Origin of the sequence: Cryobacterium sp. (assembly GCF_026786305.1) — a bacterium.
In the GTDB taxonomy this organism is placed as follows: domain Bacteria; phylum Actinomycetota; class Actinomycetes; order Actinomycetales; family Microbacteriaceae; genus Cryobacterium.
Genome location: NZ_JAJAYI010000024.1, coordinates 1 through 15,767 on the forward strand (window position 1 = coordinate 1; position 15,767 = coordinate 15,767).

14 protein-coding genes and 3 pseudogenes are annotated in these 15,767 nt (G+C 64.8%); 5 read left to right on the forward strand and 12 right to left on the reverse strand.

From position 1 onward, the window contains the following. Window positions 1–218: 218 nt before the first annotated feature. Window positions 219–2,878, reverse strand: a pseudogene (locus LH475_RS02470) (Tn3 family transposase). Here LH475_RS02470 and LH475_RS02475 point away from each other — a divergent pair. Next, on the forward strand, window positions 2,795–2,968 hold the full coding sequence (locus LH475_RS02475) for a hypothetical protein (RefSeq protein ID WP_297412785.1): 174 nt from the start codon (window positions 2,795–2,797) through the stop codon (window positions 2,966–2,968). The pseudogene LH475_RS02470 and the gene LH475_RS02475 sit on opposite strands and share 84 nt — an antisense overlap. 151 nt (window positions 2,969–3,119) lie before the next feature. Here the strand turns inward: LH475_RS02475 and LH475_RS02480 are convergent, their stop codons facing one another. Then, window positions 3,120–3,641: a DUF3145 domain-containing protein gene (locus tag LH475_RS02480; RefSeq protein ID WP_196845018.1), complete on the reverse strand. Its 522-nt coding sequence runs from the start codon at window positions 3,639–3,641 to the stop codon at window positions 3,120–3,122. A gap of 324 nt (window positions 3,642–3,965) precedes the next feature. Beyond that, window positions 3,966–6,167, reverse strand: coding sequence for a bifunctional 3'-5' exonuclease/DNA polymerase (locus LH475_RS02485; RefSeq protein WP_297412786.1), 2,202 nt, complete (start codon window positions 6,165–6,167; stop codon window positions 3,966–3,968). On the opposite strand from LH475_RS02485, the gene LH475_RS14490 reads away from it, so the two are divergent. Further along, window positions 6,091–6,429 (forward strand): potassium-transporting ATPase subunit KdpA, encoded by a 339-nt coding sequence (locus tag LH475_RS14490; RefSeq protein ID WP_366145581.1) that lies wholly within the window; start codon window positions 6,091–6,093, stop codon window positions 6,427–6,429. The genes LH475_RS02485 and LH475_RS14490 overlap by 77 nt on opposite strands. After that, a pseudogene (locus tag LH475_RS02490) lies at window positions 6,393–6,638 on the forward strand (response regulator); the annotation flags it as partial. The gene LH475_RS14490 and the pseudogene LH475_RS02490, both read left to right, overlap by 37 nt. 106 nt (window positions 6,639–6,744) lie before the next feature. Here LH475_RS02490 and LH475_RS02495 read toward each other — a convergent pair. The 8 genes and pseudogenes from LH475_RS02495 to LH475_RS02530 form a co-directional block, all read right to left on the reverse strand. Beyond that, entirely contained in the window at window positions 6,745–7,884 is a 1,140-nt protein-coding gene (locus LH475_RS02495) for a ScyD/ScyE family protein (protein WP_297412787.1), read from the reverse strand. Between the two features lie 782 nt (window positions 7,885–8,666). Next, window positions 8,667–9,044 (reverse strand): glycoside hydrolase family 15 protein, encoded by a 378-nt coding sequence (locus tag LH475_RS14495; RefSeq protein ID WP_327012207.1) that lies wholly within the window; start codon window positions 9,042–9,044, stop codon window positions 8,667–8,669. A 5-nt stretch (window positions 9,045–9,049) separates the two neighbouring features. Further along, window positions 9,050–9,844: pseudogene (locus tag LH475_RS02505) on the reverse strand (glycoside hydrolase family 15 protein); the annotation flags it as partial. Further along, a complete protein-coding gene (locus tag LH475_RS02510; protein ID WP_196845012.1) occupies window positions 9,837–11,096 on the reverse strand; it encodes a bifunctional alpha/beta hydrolase/OsmC family protein in 1,260 nt (419 codons plus the stop codon). The pseudogene LH475_RS02505 and the gene LH475_RS02510, both read right to left, overlap by 8 nt. Window positions 11,097–11,352: 256 nt before the next feature. Beyond that, window positions 11,353–11,679: a thioredoxin family protein gene (locus LH475_RS02515; protein WP_196845011.1), complete on the reverse strand. Its 327-nt coding sequence runs from the start codon at window positions 11,677–11,679 to the stop codon at window positions 11,353–11,355. Then, window positions 11,669–11,923: a hypothetical protein gene (locus LH475_RS02520; RefSeq protein WP_297412789.1), complete on the reverse strand. Its 255-nt coding sequence runs from the start codon at window positions 11,921–11,923 to the stop codon at window positions 11,669–11,671. Before LH475_RS02520 ends, LH475_RS02515 begins: the two co-directional genes overlap by 11 nt. A 170-nt stretch (window positions 11,924–12,093) precedes the next feature. After that, the gene (locus LH475_RS02525) at window positions 12,094–12,396 is read right to left on the reverse strand and encodes a DUF427 domain-containing protein (protein ID WP_196845009.1); all 303 of its coding nucleotides are present in this window, start codon (window positions 12,394–12,396) and stop codon (window positions 12,094–12,096) included. 98 nt (window positions 12,397–12,494) lie between these two features. Further along, window positions 12,495–13,133 (reverse strand): methyltransferase domain-containing protein, encoded by a 639-nt coding sequence (locus tag LH475_RS02530; protein ID WP_297412790.1) that lies wholly within the window; start codon window positions 13,131–13,133, stop codon window positions 12,495–12,497. Between the two features lie 84 nt (window positions 13,134–13,217). Here LH475_RS02530 and LH475_RS02535 point away from each other — a divergent pair, with 84 nt between their 5' ends. Further along, window positions 13,218–14,651: an FAD-dependent oxidoreductase gene (locus tag LH475_RS02535; protein WP_196845007.1), complete on the forward strand. Its 1,434-nt coding sequence runs from the start codon at window positions 13,218–13,220 to the stop codon at window positions 14,649–14,651. 118 nt (window positions 14,652–14,769) lie between these two features. Here the strand turns inward: LH475_RS02535 and LH475_RS02540 are convergent, their stop codons facing one another. Next, the gene (locus LH475_RS02540) at window positions 14,770–15,324 is read right to left on the reverse strand and encodes a TetR/AcrR family transcriptional regulator (RefSeq protein WP_196845006.1); all 555 of its coding nucleotides are present in this window, start codon (window positions 15,322–15,324) and stop codon (window positions 14,770–14,772) included. A 73-nt stretch (window positions 15,325–15,397) separates the two neighbouring features. Between LH475_RS02540 and LH475_RS02545 the strand changes: the two genes are divergently transcribed. Next, window positions 15,398–15,754 carry a DsrE family protein gene (locus tag LH475_RS02545; protein ID WP_196845005.1) on the forward strand — a complete coding sequence of 119 codons (357 nt, stop codon included), beginning with the start codon at window positions 15,398–15,400 and terminating at the stop codon, window positions 15,752–15,754. The last annotated feature ends 13 nt before the right edge of the window (window positions 15,755–15,767 follow it).

Below are 15,767 nucleotides of genomic sequence, written 5' to 3' on the forward strand. Positions count from 1 at the left end.
CCCCCGTTCCGCTCACCCCGGATCGGAGTTCGGTCAGCTCCTTTCGAAGATCGACGAAACGCGCAACGTCTGGAGACGTCTGGTACAAGCTCATCTGGCATTCCTTCCTGGACGACAATTCTCGCTGCACCAAAGACTGCCTACCCCTACACGTCGCCTGAGAGTGAATCGCCGCCCTACGGACGCTTTCTCATCCGGGAACCGGCAGATTGATGGGCTTACCGTACGCTGAGCTCCGAATTCTCAAGCGACCCCCGGTAGACCTCGTCGTCGAGGTACGTCAGGACGTGCAGGGACTTGAAGATCCGCCCGTACGCGGCGATCGCGTCTCCCAGCGGGGTGGGTGACCCGTCGCGTTGCAGCATCTTGACCATGTCGTAGGCCCGCACCGTGCCGGTGTAGATGGACCCGACGACTCGCAGGATGCCGGGCCAGTGCCGGCGGACCTTGGCCAGGTCGATCTTCCCGCGGGCCGCGGTGTTCAGAGGCCCGTAGTCGGCGTCGGTGCTGATCCGCCACAGTTTCTGGTCCGGCAGATCGGCCAGCGCGGGCCGGTACTGCTTGCCGAGCAGGTGGACGAGGCCGAAGGTCAGGTCGGAGTAAGACCCGGTGTCGGTCACGAATACCTCCGGGGTCGGCCCGCCGTCCTGGCCGAAGAACACGTCGATCGCGTGGAGGGAGTCCTTGGGGGTGCCCGCGACAACTTTGGAGCCCAGCCCCGCGGCCTGGTTGTTGATCATGTTCAGCCAGGTCATGCCGCGCTTGGGCCCGAAGTACTTGCGGTTCGGGCGAGCAAACAGGGACGGGACCGGGACGACGAACCGCATCCCGTCCACCGCCGCGACGAGCCCGCCACCCAGCGCGGTCGCGAACGGAATCCTCGCCTGAGCCCCGATGAGCGTGGCGTTGGCCGCCGCGTACGTCTGGGCGCGCAGGTAGTTCTGGTCGACGTGGCTGATCCGGTCCCGTTCCAGGCTCTCGATGCCCTTCTTGGTGATCGGGGTGAACCCGATGTTCAAGGAGTGCGCGGTCAGCGCCGCGGCGATCGTGACCCGCAGGTCCTTCAGCCGGGACGTGCCCCCGGACAGGGCGGTGAAGGCTTCTTCGAACCCGGGCTCCCAGCCCATGACCTCCAAGATCAGCTCGGGGAGCTCCACCAGGGGCATCATCGCGGCGGTGCGCCTACGCAGGTCGACCAGGCTCGGTGGCTCAGGGACAGCTTTGAGGCTCGCGACATGCAGCTTGCCCTGATGATCGACGCTCGCCGCGGTGTTGGTCACCAGACGCCCGCCGACCTGCCGGTAGGCCTCGTCCAGCTCACGGGCGTGCCCAGCGAGGAGCGCGTCGGGGTTATCGGGCAGGCCCAGGGCTATCAGGACCGTGTCCTTGACGCCCACCCACTCGGCCCCGGCGAGCAGGTCCGCCTGCGGGTCGCGCCACCGGTCGGACGCGGCGGCGTACACGTCACGCCGCCGCAGGTGGTGGTGGAACTGCTCGAGGACACAGAACACATACGCGGACCTGTCGATACTCCCGTCCGGTATCGGGGACTCCCCAAACACCAACCGCTTCCACGGACCCGTCACTACACCAGCATGGATGTCGTTCACGGTCGGCTTCTTGCGACTGCTCAGCAGGGCAGGTAAGTCGCCCAACGCGTCGAGTACGGCGACGGCCTCCGGGTTCGCACCGAACGTTATGACGTCGGGAAGGATCTTCAGGAAGCCGCTGACCGTCACGATCCGCCCGGTCAGATCCTTGCGCCAGTCGCTGAAGTCGACAGCGTCCGGGGGCGGCAGCATCTCGGTGACCGTGGCCAGCGCCGCGCGCAGCTGGGGCCTGGAGACGATCGCGTCGATCGCCGCCCAGATGTCTCGCAGGTCCATGTGTTCATTGCCTGCGGTGGCCTCGAACAGGACACCCATCGCGGCTGCCAGCTGGGCGGACGCCTTAGCGAGCTGCGGATGACGGCGGACCGTGGCCTTATCCGCTTCCCGCTTTGCCTTGCCCACGAGCTCGGTGCTCAGCAGCAGATCGAGCAGGTCCAGGGCGTCGTCGGTTGCCGTGGCCTCCAGGTGCACGACTGTGGCCAACAGGGTCGCGATCTTGCGGGGCTCCGGGTGACGTTCCAACGCGGTGGCCTTACCCGCCATCCCGTAGCGGGCCAGCTCGACCAGACGCCGGCGAGGCACCACTCCCTCCACGCCCAGGCCCGAGAATCCGAGGCCCCTGATCTGGGCGACCCGGTCCAACGCCTTGATCATCGATGGGCCCGACGCCCGCGAGGGACCCTGGCGCCACCGCTCCAGGTCCGAGACCCGTGCCCCGGCCGGAACCACCAACAACGACCCCAACATCCGCCGCTGCTCCTCGGTCGTCAGGCAGGACAGGGTGTCCCACAAGCGTGCAGTAGCCGCGTCACGGACCCGGGCTACCAGCCGGGTCAGGGTACTGACCCCGGGCAACAGCACTTCGTGCTCACGCAGCCACACCGTAGCGTCTGTGAAAATGGCCTTCGGCCCATCGCCCGTAGTCCACGCCCGGGCGTCCACCCACGCCTCCAGTTCAGCCTCGGCCGATCCGAAATTCCTCAGCCCGTTGGCGGTCTTGATCTCCTCCGCGTGCTCGAACCGGGTCGAGCGCCGCTCCAGGTACTGCTTCACACAGGACGGGTCCGCGATCCCCAACTGATCCGCGAGGTAGTCCACGACCATCGTGGGCACGTCCAACGGATCAGCCAGGAACGTCCCCACATACCGGACCGTGGTCAGCAACAAGTGGAGCCCAGCCGATTGTGGTCCCCACGGCGCACCCCGACGAGCGCCTGATCCACGTCATCGAGGAAAAACATCCGCTCCAGATCAGCACGGGACGGCACACCATCGAACCGGCCGAACCTGGCCGCTTCTACGTCGGTCAAGAAGTCAACAGGCACAACCACAACCTACGTCCAATCGCCGATCACTGATCACCACGTCTGTACTGGGCGCACCAGAGCTCGCTCAGATCGGGCCCGGCCGGGCGTTAGCGTGACTTTTCGTTCCAATGTTCCTCGTGCCCCGTCACCGGCCGACACGCTGCGCCATCACCGGCGAACCGCACGCTGTGGAGCCTTCTGATCAGCCCACCTGGTGCAGCCAGACCACGGCGTTCAGATCGCTCGCCTGCCGGAACGGTTCAAGTTCGTCGTCCCAGGATTGCCCGAGGGCCAGCCGCAGCTGCCGGTGCAGTTCGATGACATTGGCACCGGCACTATCCATCGCCGATCGAATGCGATCTTCCGGCACGACGACATTGCCCACGCTGTCGGTCTGCGCATGGAAAATACCCAGTTCGGGCGTGTGCAGCCACCGGCCGCCATCCGATCCGGGCCCGGCGTCCTCGGTAACTTCGAAGCGCAACTGCTCCCACCCGCGCAGGGCGGATGCGAGTGCGGCGCCGGTACCCGGGGATCCCTCCCAGTAGTACTCTGCCCGGTGGGAGCCGGGCAGGGCTGGTTGTGCAGACCAGTCAAAATTGACGGCCTCGCCGAGCGCGCGGCCAGCCGACCACTCGACGTGCGGGCACACGGCTCGCGGAGACGAGTGCACAAAAAGCACCCCCCGCGCAATTGGCGCCCGACGGTTGAGTGTTGCATCCATCGTGTTTCTCCGTTCCTAGTAGGTGCGTCTTCCCCAACGACCTCGGAACGACCGTGCTCTCAACGCATAGCTGCGTGCACGATGGCGGATATGAAATTGTTCGGCCAGTGACAAGAAATCACGAAAGCGTGATGCCAACGAGCCGATAGCGCCATTATGCCCCAGCGACCTGCGCATGTACAAGCGTAGGTTTGGCATGCCAAATACGTGGGGGTACTGCGCGGGCCGCCTGCGTGCGTTGGTCCGATGGCGGCTTCGGCAGTTTCGACCGGCAGAATGGGCACCAACGCAAACCGCCCACGTCGCACTCGTAACGGACTCGATCTATTTGGCTTGGGCGTAATTGTCAACGGTGGCCACGGTGAGCATGAAGTCGACCGGAAAGTCGCCGAAGAGCAGCCGCCCGGCGGTCTCGGCGGCCGTGACGATGATCTGAACCACGGCGTCGGACTGCTCGGCCGGCGTGTGCACGATCACCTCGTCGTGCAGAAAGAACACCAGGTGCGGCGAGGTGCCGAAGAGTGCGCGGGCCCCGCCAGCGGCGGCCGTCGATCGAGAGACGTGTATCCCGGAGGCGCCGACATTGCCGGGTGGGGCGTCCACTGCCATGAAACCGGAGCCCGTATGCCCACCAAGAGCATCTGGGTGGGCCAGGGCCGACAGCTCTCGGCGGATCTCGGCCATCCAACACAGTGCCCACTCGGCGGCACTGCCTTGAACGATGAAATTGCGGGTGAAGCGCCCCCAGTCGCGGGCCTGGCTGCGTGCTCGTCGCTCGTCAGCCGCCGTGGCCGCCGGATCATAGGCCTGCGCCTGGGCCTCATGCCAGCCCGGCCCGGGTATCGGTGACGAGCGCCCGAGTCGGGTCGTCACGACCTCGCCGCGCTCGCCGGCACGGGCCGCCGACTCGGTCAGAGCGATCGCCCGGGGGTAGGCGCGCGCCAGGCGCGGCATCAGTCGGCCGCTCTGACCGGTCGTGGCCCCGTACATAGCGCCGAGCATGGCGACCTTGGCGTCGTCGCGGGTTTCCACGACGCCGCTCGACACGATTCCGGCATACAGGTCGGTGCCGCGACCAGCCCGTGCCATGCTCGTATCCTGGGACAGCGCTGCGAGGATGCGCGGCTCGAGCTGGGCCGCGTCGGCGACGACGAGCTTCCAGCCGTCGTCGGCGACGACGGCTCCGCGAATCTGTTTGGGCAGCTGCAGCGCTCCCCCGCCGCGGGTGGCCCATCGACCGGTCACCACACCTCCGGGAACATAGTCGGGGTGGAAACGGCCATCGACAACCCAGGAGTCCATCCAGGTCCATCCGTTGGCGCTGAGCAAACGGGACAGTTTCTTGTACTGAAGCAGCGGTTCGATAACCGGATGCTCCAATTTCTTCAGCACCCACCCGCGCGTTGACGTGACGGCCAGTCCCGCTCGCTGCAGCGCTTTGACCAGTTCCTGTGGCGAGTCCGGGTTGAGAGCGGTATCACCCAGTTCTGAGCGGATGCGCCGGGCCAGAACTTCCAGACGCTCCGGCCGCACGCCGGGTGCGACCCGCGGCCCCAGTTGCCGGGTCAGGAGCAGATCATGCACGTCGGTGCGCCAGGGCAGCCCGGCATGGCGCATCTCCGCGGCTACGAGGGCGCCGGCGGACTCGGCGGCGAGTAACAGCCGCAGCCGTCCCGGTTCGGTGGCGGATGCCACGGCGTCGAGTTGGCGGCGAAACTCCCCCACTTCGCTCGACTCAGCGGTGCCAGGTGCGGCGGAGCCCGTGGTGTGCAGGGTGGCTGCAGCGGCAGGGCTCGGCGTGCGGTCGTCGTCATCGAGCGAGTCGACGTCGACGTCGAAGTCGAACAGTGTCGCCCGGGGCTCGGCCGGATCGCTCGTTCCGGCGCTCGCAACGTCCCAGCGGTTCGGCGCGGCAAGGGCGAGTTCGCTTGTACTGGTCAGGGCCGAATTCTTCAGGATCACATGGCACAGACGAAGATCGAGGCAGCGCTGCACTCGGACGCCCGCGGCGAGCAGCATGGGATAGACCTGGGCGGTATCCTTCCAGACCCAGCGCGGCGTGGTCGGTTCGCGCGTCGTCGGGACGCAAGTCGTCGGTTCGCGGGAGGTCACGAACGACCGAAACTCGGTCAGGGTGAGGCGGCGGGCCGCCTCGATGGGAGCGCCGGCGTTGTCGAGCGTGTCGAGGAGCAGGTCGCCGCCGCTCGCTTGCCGCACCAATACATACACATTTCTATTCTGCCCGTTGTCGGGCAAGTAGCGCCGCGCCCACCGACTTCGCTGTGCCGATGGGCGGGCGATCTGTGCGAGATTGCGCCAGCCTGCGACCTTGTCGCCCTTCGGAGCGACCACCCGCCGCCCGCCGCCAACACCTTCGCCGGTGGCATCACCGGCTGCAGCCTCGGCCGCCCAATAGTGGAGCGAACGTCCGTTGAGGGTGACCTGTTTGGTGCCGAGAATCTTCAACGCCAACTCGGCGCATCCGTTCGAAAATCCCACCGGGTTCACGAGCTTGCTGCAGGTCATGCCGGTGCTCGCCATTCACATGTGGCGCAGCCCCGGTGAACGACGTCTGGCTCAAACAGGCTCGGTGTCGCCATCGGACACCCCCAATCGCATTCCCCATTTTGGGAGCGATTTACGGCGGGTCATCGGTTGGTTGTGGGGCGGCCAGGACTTGAACCGTCCCGATCCAGGACCGCGGTCCTCTCGGCGCGGACTGCTACTGGCATCGACGGTGTCCCAGCGACCAACCTGCTCATGCTCGACCTTGGCATGCCACGCCTAGACGGTCTGGCCGTCATCGCGGCGGTGTGCGGATGGAGTCAGGTACCCATACACGTTGTCTCCGGGCGTACGGGGGCCGCCGACAAGGTCGATGCCCTCGACGTGGGCGCCGACGACTACGTAACGAAACCATTCTCCATCGACGAGTTGCTCGCCCGAATCCGCGCCCTGACCCGGCGAGTCTCGTCTGTCGACGACGAACCCGTGGTTCGGCTCGGCGCTCTGAGGTAGATCAGCAGCAGCGAGTGAATCATCGTCGGCCGCGCCCTGACGACGATTCACCCGCTTGCGCAGACCGGGCAGCGGATGTCGCGCCTTAGTCGCTGCCGAAGCTCACCGAGAGCTTCACGAGCTTGCCAATCGGTTGCGGAGCGCCGGTCGCATCGGGCACGAACGAGTTCGTCGTGACGTAGACCCTGTTGCCGGCCAACTCGATCGCGGACGGTGACGTGACCGGAATGTGCACCACCCGCTTACTCAGAGTCGGGTGGAACACGGAAACCTGGCCGGTGCCGTTCGGGCCACCGAACAGCTCGGTGACGGCGATCAGTCCGGTTTTCTTCGACACAGCGAGGTCGGTCGCACCGACGAATCCGCCGGCCACGAATTGCACCTCCCCATTGGCCGGGTTGAACCGGTAGACCGCGCCGCGGGCGCCGAGGCTCGCATCTTCTGGCCCACCGGGCAGGCTCGTGACATAGATCCAGCCGTCCCCGCCCTGCTCGACATCGGTCGGCACCGGCTCGAACCGGTAGCCGAAGCCGGCAGAGCAGGCCGGGAACCCGACACCGGCGGCGATCTCGGGAGTGACCATGATCGGGTCGCCAGCCGGCAGCACGGCGGCCGTGCTGACCGTTCCGTCATAGCCAACCTTCAGGATGGCGTTCGCACCGGCATCCGCCACATAGACGGCATCATCCAATGGGAGACTCGCGTAGGGATGAGTATCGACAATGCCGGTGTACGAGGCCGGACCCGTTGGGGCCGCCGGATCGAACTGGTCGAGGCACGACTGCGGCAGGTCGACGAACCCGTAACTGTTGACCTGGTCGGGGTTGGCCGTACTCTCGTAGGCGTAGAGGTCAGCAAGTGGCGTCGGCACCCCGCCAACGGGCATAGCGTAGAGTGCGGATGCCGTGTGGTCCTGGGTGTTGGTGGAGTAGTAGACCGTGCCCCGACGCACCGACACGGCCCCGAGTTCATCGCCGGGAGTGGCTCTCGCAACGACACTGCTCGTGCCGTCTGGGCTGACCTTGGTCAGTACTCCCAGCGCGTTCTGCGAGACATACGCGGTTCCCCCCGCACCGATCCCCAGACTGAGCGGAAGGAAGAGGCCGCTCGTCAAGACCGTGGGACCGCCGAGGCGGGGAAACTCCACAGCGGATGCCGGGGCTGCGACCATCGCTGAAGCGACGGCGGTGACACAGGCGACGGCGGTAAAGACCAACTTTTTCACAACGTGCTCCTTGACTCGATGTGGCTTTCAGGGTGAATGTCCGAAAAAACACGACGGGTCGCCAGAAGTACGGTGTTATTGGTGGATGCGTCGGCCAGTACTGCGTGTGTGCGGCGCACCCTTGCGACGAGGATCGTGTTGTCCCGAAGGAGTCGACGCACACAGACGCCGACGACCGCACTGTATCCCCGAAGTTAAGAGATGTCTAGGTGGTGTGCGCCTCAGCGCTGGCGAACACGATGAACTTGTCTGCTGCGGCCAGACTGCGTTCCAGGCTCTTCTTCGACTTGACAGCCACCCGTGGGCGTGGGCGCTGCTTGGAGCGTGTTCGGCCAGACGGTATCCGATGGCGGTTTCGCCGCGACGACGTGCGCCATGGACTCATTTCGCCAATGACATCCAAGTCGACGTATCTGTGGTCGGCCGAATCCCGTAGGTGCAGCAGGGTGATCAGTGTGCGGGCGTTGGAACGCTGTGGTTGCACGTTCCCGCTCGTGCCGGCCAGAACGATGATGTGGTCTGGCCACCATGCTGCCGCCCCCGATCGTCACGACAAGCACGGGCCGTTGGAATCCTGCTACCAAGTCCCCGGACTAGACGCTACCTACGAGCGCTACTCGCCACAAAAGTGATCACCCAGCCAATCAAGCGGTGCAGTGCTCACCTTTCGATCGTCACACCTGCTCCGTTTTCAACCGTTACCGGCACCTGGCACGACCGGCAATGCCGCAATTTTCGGGTGCGCCGCCAGGTTGGGCTTGGAGGCGCATCCACATCCTCGGCTACGGGGCGTTTTCGGCTGGTGTTCCCTTGTGGGCGTGGTAGCCGCTCTCAGCCTGATCGATGGCCCACGCGGCATTGATCAGGCCGACGTGGCTGAATGCTTGGGAAAAATTACCCAGTTGTTCGCCGGTTTTGGAGTCGATCTCCTCCGCGAACAGGCCGACGTCGTTGATGTGACTCACTGCCCTCTCGAACACCTCGCGGGCCTCGCCGGACCGGACTCCGGCGGCGAGCACCTGGGCGAGCCAGAATGTGCAGGGCAGAAAGGTGCCCTCGTTACCGTCAAGGCCGTCGACACCGGTGTCAGGTTGGTACCTGTAGACCAGCCCTCGAGTGTCCGCGAGTCGCTCGATGATGGCGTCCGCGGTGGCCAGCACATGAGTTTCGAGTAGACGAAGTGGCGCGGAGCGCCACGGACTTCCCAGATGCCGTTGTCTGGCTGTAGCCGTTGGCTTGCGGCGGCGTCGGCGAGGGCGACCAGGAAGGTTCTCGTGGCCGGTTCGATTTCTCCGAGTTGCCCTCGACGTCTGAACGCGGCGTCGAGGAGTTCGCCGTAGACATCCAGTTGCGGTTGGTCCCAGTTGCGTTCACCGCCGATTTCCTCGGGCAACGATGTCGTGGCGGCGGGCACGATCGCACCGGTGGGCTGGTAGCGCAGCGCCTGTAGCAACCGTCCCGAGTGATGGACCAGCTCCCGCCACGGCCCGTCATAGCTTTGGTGGATCGCCGACCACTCCGGCCAACTCGCGGTCGTGGCCGCCAAGCCGGCCGCGATCTCATCCTGGCTATAGGCACCAGGCATCGGCTCGCTGAAGCGCGTGCGCTGCAGGGCGAAATACCGGTGTTGCCCCGCCTCGAGAGTGAACTGCACCCGGATCTCCTTGCCGAGGCCCATCACCGGTGCAGGGAGCGACAGGGTGAGCCGGCCCGAACCGCCCGTGGCGACGACACCGTGATCGATCTCATCGAGGACCGGGACCACCAGCCCGTATTCGGGGCGGGCGCGGTGGGCCGGATCGACCAGTGCCCGGTATCGTCGTCCAGGATTGACGCAAACACGGATTCGCTGTCGAACCGGCGAAAAGCACGGCCAGACGATCGAACCCTCCCGGGTCACCAAGGCGGCAGAATGCCGATCCGAGAGCAGCGCGTGGTCGGCGATCGGGAGGTCACTCATGCGAGTTATTCTCTGCCGGAGGGGAGACAATCGTGTCGATGATGACTTCCGAGTGCAGGGTTCGGTGCACGGGGCACTTCTCGGCTATTTCACGCAGCCGCTGGCGCTGGCTGTCGTCGAGGTCGCCGTCCAACCGGATGACCCGCTCGATACGGTCCACCTGTCCGGTTTCGCTCTCGCAGTCCGCGCAATCCTGCGCGTGAATTCGGGAGTGTCGGAGCATCACGGTGACCTTTTCCAGCGGCCACTTCTTGCGCTCCGCGTACATCCGCACCGTCATCGAGGTGCACGCACCCAGACCCGCCAGCAGCAAGTCATAGGGTGACGGGCCGGTGTTGGTGCCGATTGGTTCGGGTTCGTCGGCGGTGAGCCGGTGCTGGCCGATCGTAATGTTTTGGGCGAAGGTGCCCGTGCCGCTTTCGGAGACCACGACCAGCCCTTCGGCCGGACCTACCACTGGGGAGACAGCGACCGGCACCGGGAGCGGGTCGAACGCGTAGCGGCTGGCCCAGGTAGCGAGCATCCCGGCAGCGAAGGTGGCATCGGCCGGTTTGGTGAGGAGATGGTCGGCACCGTCGAGGGCGACGAAGGACTTCGGGTGCCGGGCGGTGTCGTAAATGCGTCGCGCGTTGTCCGCGTCGACCGTGGTGTCGACGGGTGAGTGCATGACGAGCAGCGCCGCACCCAGGGTGCGGATGCGTTCGGCCAGAGGCTGGGTAGCGATGTCGTCGAAAAACTGTTGGCGGATGCGGAAGGTGCGACCGGCGAGTTGTACTTCAGCCTCTCCGCGCTCTTCAATCTCGGCACGGCTCTCGAGTAGGAGGTGAATGATGTGGTCAGGGTCGGCCGGAGCGCCAATGGTTGCTACTGCCCGCACTTCAGGGATGCGGTGGGTGACAGCGAGCACGGCCGCCCCTCCCAGCGAGTGCCCGATCAGAAGCGAGGGCGCCGCATAGTTTTCGCGGAGAAAATTAGCGGCGTGGGACAGATCCTCAATGTTGGAGCTGAAGTTCGTGTTAGCGAAGTCGCCCCCGGATTGGCCCAGACCGGTGAAGTCGAATCGGAAGACCGCGATGTGGAAGTCGGTCAGGGCTCGGGAGATTCGGGCGGCCGCGAGCACGTCTTTGCTACAGGTGAAGCAGTGCGCGAACAAGGCATACGCTCGGGGTATCGAGTCCGGGAGGTCCAGCCGCGCTGCCAGTGGCAACCCGTGGGATCCGGGAAATTCCAGTCTCTTGCTCTGCCTGCTCATGTTGGCCGTCTCCGTCGGTGAACCTTGACCGGGGGCTGAGGCCCCGCTCCCTCACGCGCGGGCACGACGCCGGGGACCTGAGTCCTAGAACATGTCGGCCTATTTCAGCCAGTCGGCCGCAATTTTGGTGGCCGAAGCGCTGAAGCTGCCAGTTTGCTGGCCAGTGGACTACTGGACGCATACCCGGCTCGGACTTCGACGGCCCCATCGGCGACCGCGGCAGTTACCGCACGTCGACCTCTCCTAACTGTGAGCATTAGCGTTGTCCGTCTCGTGTGGTGGCTTCGGTGAACGCTGCCCGGAGTCGGTCTGTCGTCGGCAGGCCGGCCAGTCCCGAGTGGGTGACAGAGATCCGGCACGCCAGATCGGTGGTCGGGACGGCGCCGGGAAACGCATCGATGCCATCGATGAGAATCGTTGGCGAACCCGCGAACGAAACCTGCGCGGCGTCTTCGGGTGAGGACAGGAGCCGGTATTCAATGGTCGCGTCGGATAGGCCCGCCTGGGTGAGCGCGCTCCGTGCGCGCTCACCGGCTTCTTGCCAGTTGGGGCAGTCGCCGATGTGGAGTATCTCAATCTTCATGGGCTCTGTCTCCTCGGACGTCTGCGAGCAAGTTGGTAACTTCGCTCAGCGTGCGGACCGTGAAGTCCCGTGCCGCGAAGTAGCGGGGATAGGTCATGGTGGAACGTTTCAACCACTCGGTGCGCCGGTCCGCCTGGTCCGCACCGTAGATGTCCCAGGGCTGAACGACGATCAAGACGATGTCATCCGGTTGGTCCGCACAGGCATCCGGGGGCAATGGTGAGCGGCCCGAATCGGTTTCCATATGGGGTGTTGTGCAACTGCCTGCGAAACAGACACGGTGAGGAACCTTTCATCATCGGAGTGTTTCTACTGCCTGAAAGACCATCGCTGAACAAACGTGAATTCTGCAACCTTGGAACACACAACAAGAAAGTGTGCCTGAGTGTGGCGACCTGGTAGACCGCTAGGGCGTTATTCGATGAACTGTACTTCTTTCCAGAATGTGACGTAGTTGCTGTAATCGCGGCCAACCCGCTCGAAGGAGGAGGGGTACGGGGCGGGGTAGCTGAACGCACGATCCTGGAGCATGGTGTCGCCGTCCTTCACGTTGAAATACTGGCATTCGCCTTTCCATGCGCAGGTGTACGGCGTGGCGCTGGCGACCAAGAGGTCGTAGTTGACGCTTTCGGGCGGGAAGTACCAATTTCCTTCGATCTTGACCAGTTCGTCCTGCGGCGCTTCGGCGATCACAGTGCCGTTGACTACTGCCTTCATGGGAGTGAACCTTTCAGTTGGGGAAAACATTTACACACCAGCGTAGAGGCCCACCGTCGCGATTTCTATGAGCTGGGACACAGAAGACACCGCTCGGGTCAGAGGATCGTTCCGGCAACTATGCGAATATGCCCGCCCCGCACAGATGCGCACTGCACATTCACGCCGTCACGTTCAATGACGGTCCAGGGGTGAGCGTCGAGGTCGGCGCCGCCGACGGCAGTGGCCAACCGAACGAGCGGTCGAAACACCCGCGCGGCGCCCACGGGCAACTGCATGTCCACGATGCACGCGCGGCCTTCCGGGCGCAGGAGCGCGCGCGTCCGTTCCCAGGCGGGATGCCAATCATCAAAGACGCTCATCGCGTAGCTGGAAAAGACGCCGTCGATGAGGCCTCCCGACGCTGCCGGAAGCACGTTCGCGACCCGCATCGGGTCGAAAGTGGTGGCATCCGCTTCGATCAGGCACACGGAGGTCCACCCGTTCGCCAGCACGCGGCGGCGGGCCATGGTGAGCATCTCCGGGCTGCGATCCAGTCCGATGACGGTGCCCGAGGGGCCGACGGCATCGACGAGCAGGGCGAAATTCAGGCCTGTGCCGCAGCCCAGGTCCAGGACTATGGCTCCGGGGCGCAGGTTCAGGAGCGCCACGCCGCGCTCACGGCCGGCCCGGTAGACTGTGCGTTCTCCGGAGAGGCAGTCGTAGAAACGGGCGGCGGCCTGGTAGACGTTCGCCATGGTGCAGACCCGGCCTTTCGTTCCCACCAGCCTAACCAGCCCCGACGTCGCTCAGGGACAGGGAGACCGTCTACGCTCACAGTCATGAGTGGAACGAACGAATGGGACTTGGTTGTTATCGGTGGTGGAACGGCCGGCCTCGTGGCCAGCCGCACTGCGTCAAGCTTCGGAGCGAGGGTAGTCCTGATCGAGAATAACCTTCTCGGTGGGGATTGTCTGTGGACCGGCTGCGTCCCATCGAAGTCGCTCATTGCTGCGGGGGATGCCGCCACGACAGCCCGGTCCTCCGCGCGCCTCGGCGTGAGCTCGAGCGGTGTCCTCGTTGACTTCGCCCGAGTTATGGCGCACGTCCAGGACGCGATGCACGAAATCGCCCCGGTCGATTCCGCAGAGTCCTTACAGTCGGACAACATTGACGTGCTGATTGGAAGGGCACGTTTTACCGGCCCGAATACTGTCGACGTGAACGGCCGGGAACTCCGGTTCCAGCAAGCCCTGATCGCGACCGGGGCGTCGCCGGCTCTGCCGGACACGCCCGGTATTGATGCGGTCGATCTCCTGACCAGCGAGTCATTCTGGGACCTGCGTGCGCTCCCCGAGCGACTCGTCGTGCTCGGCGGTGGGGCGATCGGCTGTGAGATTGCGCAGGCGATGGCACGTCTCGGATCCGCCGTGACGCTTGTGCACCGCGGGCCTCGCATTCTTCCCAAAGAAGACGAGAAGGCCAGTGCCATCATCCAGGCGGCGCTGATCGCCGACGGAGTCGACGTGCGCACCAATTCCACCGTGAGTTCGGTCAGCTCGGTCGACCGTCTCGCGGGAACGTTCACTCTCAGCGCCGGCGGAACCTTGACCTTCGACCGGGTGCTGGTGGCACTGGGCCGACACCCGAACTCCGCAGGTCTGGACCTGCACCACGTGGGTGTGCACCAAGACACCCACGGAAACATCGCGGTAAATGCCATGCTGCGCACCTCAAATCCGCGCATCTGGGCGGCCGGCGACGTCACCGGTCTGCCCCAGTTCACCCATACCGCCGGCGTGAACGCGAGCGTGGCAGCCACGAATGCGATCCTTGGCCTGACGCGCCGCTACGACACCAACGCAATCCCCCGCGTCACTTTCACTCACCCGGAAGTGGGCGCTGTCGGCCTGCAATCCAAGGATGCAGTAATCGGGGGCCACCGTATTGTGACACGTGACCATGAGCATGTTGACCGGGCTGTGACCGACGCTAAAACCGATGGCTACACCCAGCTGGTCGTGAACAAACGAGGCCGTGTTCTCGGCGGAACCGTGGTGGGTCCCCGGGCAGGTGAAACCCTGGGTGAGATCTCCCTGGCGGTGAAGAACCGGCTGACCACCAGCGACATCGCCGGCACCACGCATGCTTATCCCACCTACAACGATGGCCTCTGGAATGTGGCCCTGGCAGACGTACGCCACCGGCTGGGATCCGGTCTGGTTCTCACGGCCACCCGCGCCCTGCGACGTTTGCGCAGCGCCCGGCTGCGCTGACGACGACCGCTTAGCGCAGGGCCGTTCAGCGCAGGGCCGGTCAGCGCAGGGCCGTCAGCTCGAATGCCCGCAGAGCGTCCGCCATCTTCATCAGTTCGTCTGCTTGCGGGTGAAAGGTCTAGACGAGTTCCTGCGCCATGGCGCCGGCTTCGCGAACCAGGGCGGCGTCACGGGCGACCTTCGCTGCGGCAATGGCGCCGTCATAGAGCAGCACGAGGCGGGAGACGATGGTGGCGCTCGGGACCTCCTGAACGAGGCCGGAAATGTGTGTGCGAACCGCGTCGCGGTAACGGTCCGCGACCTGCCGCACCGAGACACACTCCGGAAGTTCGATCACAGCGTTGGTGAAGGGGCAGCCGTAGAAGGTGTGTGATTCGACCGAAACCGCGAGATCTTCGAAGAGGGCGGCGACCCTATCCCGCGTGGGACGCCGGGGATCGTCCATTGCTTGGGCCTGATCGACCCATCCGTTGAGTTCTTCGTCCAGGTACGCCACCACGAGCGCCTCCTTGCTGGCGAAGTTGTTATAGAGGCTGGCCTTCGCCACCCCCGCGCCACGAACGACGAGATCAATTCCCGTGGCGTTGATGCCATGTTCGTGGAAAAGGCGACTGGCGGATGCGAGGAGGCGCGCCCGCGCGCTCGGCACTGGCGCTGCAAGCGTAGGTTCCATGACTGGACTTTACCAGACAGATCGGTATAGTTATGAGTAACCAGATCGGTCTACCTAGAAAGTAAGGCACACCATGTCAGATTTGAAAATTGCCGTCGTTATCTACGAGCCCATCACCTCCGACGCCTCACGCGTCTACCGCGGCCTCAAGACCGCCCTCGAATTCAAGCAGGCCGGCGATGATGTCGTCGTCGTATTCGACGGTTCCGGCGTCGAAACGTTGGCTGCGATCACCGCGCCCAGCCACACCATGAATCCCCTGGCCGTGGCACTCAAGGACAACATCCGCGGCGCTTGCGGATTCTGCGTCACCTCCCACGGGGTCTCCGACGCAATCGCTTTGGGAGGCTGGAACCTGCTCACCGAGTACAAGGGCGAAGCCAGCGTCCGAAACCTCGTGATCGAGGGCTACCAGATCCTCAGCTTCTAAGCTTCTAAGCTTC